2 protein-coding genes are annotated in these 2,520 nt (G+C 60.0%); both read left to right on the top strand.

Annotated elements, in window-relative coordinates; all coding sequences use genetic code 11:
• Positions 1-264: 264 nt before the first annotated feature.
• Complete coding sequence (locus DW754_RS10265; RefSeq protein WP_233508938.1) at positions 265-1,071, top strand: ComF family protein; 807 nt, start codon at positions 265-267, stop codon at positions 1,069-1,071.
• Between the two features lie 10 nt (positions 1,072-1,081).
• The gene (locus DW754_RS10260) at positions 1,082-2,191 is read left to right on the top strand and encodes a hypothetical protein (protein ID WP_117759925.1); all 1,110 of its coding nucleotides are present in this window, start codon (positions 1,082-1,084) and stop codon (positions 2,189-2,191) included.
• Positions 2,192-2,520: the final 329 nt, after the last annotated feature.

Below are 2,520 nucleotides of genomic sequence, written 5' to 3'. Positions count from 1 at the left end.
GCTCGCGACGAGCGCGAGCCGCGCGAGGATCGCGGTGGCGAGGGCTCGGCCGACCAGGGTCAAAAGCGCCGTCGCCGGCGCCGTTCCCGCAAGCCGCGCCAGGATGGTGGCGAGGGCTCGACCCCGTCTTCGTCCGCACCACAACCGCCCGCCGGCGAATAACGCCCGCGAGCGGATTTAGCCCGCCTTGCCCCGAGCGCATCGGGGTATCATAGCGCCGGATCAACAACCCTCCCTGCGACCGAATGTAGGGAGGGTTGTGTCTTGAAGAGCCATCTGAACATATTGAGCTGTCTGCAGGGTGCCGGTGCCCTACCGTTTGCGGACGAATTACTACCGTTTGCCGATCGGGTGGCACGCGAGGCGCTCGAGGCATTGTCGCCAACACGATGTGCCGGCTGCGAGCGCGCCGGTACGCTTATTTGCCAAGACTGCCTGGCTGCGCTCACGCTCATCGACCCACGTCATAGCTGCACCCGATGCGGCGCCCCGTTTGGGGATTTGCTGTGCACTGAGTGTTCGGTCGAGGGCACGTCCTCGGCAATGGCGGAGGCGCTCGACCGCTGCCTGGCGTGCGCCGTCTATGCGCATCCGCTGCCGCGCATCATTAAAGCGTACAAGGATGCGGGCGAGCGACGTCTGGCTCCGTATCTGGCGGAGCTGCTCTACGACACCGCCCTGCATGCCCAGGTCGTAGCGCCCGAACGCTTAGGAGGTGTGCTGTCCGGTGCGGATGCGGTGGTGTTTGTGCCTGCGACGGCGGCAGCGTTTCGGCGGCGTGGTTTTGATCATATGGAGGCTATTGCGCGCCCATTTTGCGAGCTGTCGGGTGTTCCCCTGCTCGATGCTCTCGTCAAGTACGGGCATGGCGACCAGCGCGAACTCGGTCGTGAGGAGCGCCGCGAGCGTGCCCAAGGCATGTACGAGACGGTTGAGGATGTGCGGGGCAAGTGCCTGCTGCTTATCGACGACGTTATCACCACGGGTGCGACGATGGCCGCGGCTTCGGCTGAACTCAAGCGCGCCGGCGCCGCAGCAGTCGATGGCCTCGCTATCGCACGCGTTTGGTAGGGGTGGTTTTGTGGCAGTAAAGATTGAGCGGTGCAACGAGCCGACAGGCGAACAGCTAGCGGCTTCCGTAATCCTAACAGGCGCCTCGGCGCTACGCATGATGCGCGCCGAGCGCCGACAAATGGGTTACATCAGCTGGAGGGACCTCGATCCCGATGAAGAGCGCCGTGTGCTGTGCACGTCGTCGCCCTCGACCGAGGACATCTATCTTCCCGACTTGGTGCGGATTGGGGCCGCAAGCGGCGAGGTGCAAGAAGATCTTTGCTTGCTGGTGGGATCTGCGGCGCAGCGCCGCCGCATGCCTGGCGTGGGCTGGTCCGTATGCTCTGGGTTGCCCGCCGGCTCGATTCTAGAGGTGGAACCGGGGGTGTACAGTCTATCTCCCGAGGCCCTTTGTGTTGCCGTCGCCCACGAGGTCGGTTGTATCCAGGCATTTGCCCTGGCCCAGGAGCTGTGCTCTAAGATTTCGCTGAGCGACCGCGGGAAGTATCTGCCTCCCTACACCTCGCCTGTTACGAATAAACTTGCAAAGGACAAGGACCAGCCAGCAGACGTGGGCTACTTTGAAGTCGAGCCGGCGCTGACGCCCGATCGCCTGGCAGATTACCTTGCGGCATGCAAGGGGAATGTGGCCAAACAGCTGCAGCGTCTGTGTCCCTATCTTTCGGAAAACCTGCTCTCGCCCATGGAGTGCATCATGCTCGCCCTGTTTTCGCTTCCGTTTTCCTATGGCGGGTTTGCCTGCGGACCTTTTAAGACCGACTACAAGGTCGAGTTCGATGACCGTGCGCAGGCAATCTCGGGGATGCCTCATGCAGTTTGCGATGCGTATCAAGAGGCAGCCCGGTTTGACCTGGAATACAACGGTGAGCTGGGCCATTCCTCTCGGAGGGGACGTATCCATGATGAAAAGCGCAACACGGGCTTGATTACTATGGGAATCGAGGTCGCGACGGTCAACAACGAAATGCTCTGTGACATGGAAGCGATGGAAGCGCTCGCATGGCGCATCCACCAGCGTATGCGAAAGCGGTACCGGAATCGTGTCGATGCCCGCAGGAAGAAGCAAGAGGCGTTGCTTAACACGCTGCGGGCGTGTTTTGGGCTTAAGCCGGTCTAATTCACGTCGAAAATAGGGGGTTAATCATATGCCCTGGCCAAAATATGGCAAATATGAGTACTGTCACTAAATCAGTAACAGCAAAATCAAGGAATTTAGGACTCGGAGGCGTCATAAAGTAAGAAGATAATAAACAAATGTAGAATAACTAAGCATCAGGTTGGCGACACTGAGCGCAAAATCTGTCCGAGAGGCCAAAAATGCCTGTTACTAAATTGGTGACAGTACTCATATTTGCCATTTTTTGGCCACGGCACCCTAAGAAGGGTGTCCCGGAGGTAGCGCGCAGAGATGTGGTGTAAGAGGCGGGGCATGCCCCGCCTCCGCCC

It is taken from the genome of Collinsella sp. AM29-10AC (assembly GCF_003469085.1).
GTDB lineage: Bacteria > Actinomycetota > Coriobacteriia > Coriobacteriales > Coriobacteriaceae > Collinsella.
This window is presented reverse-complemented; position numbering and strand designations above follow the sequence as displayed.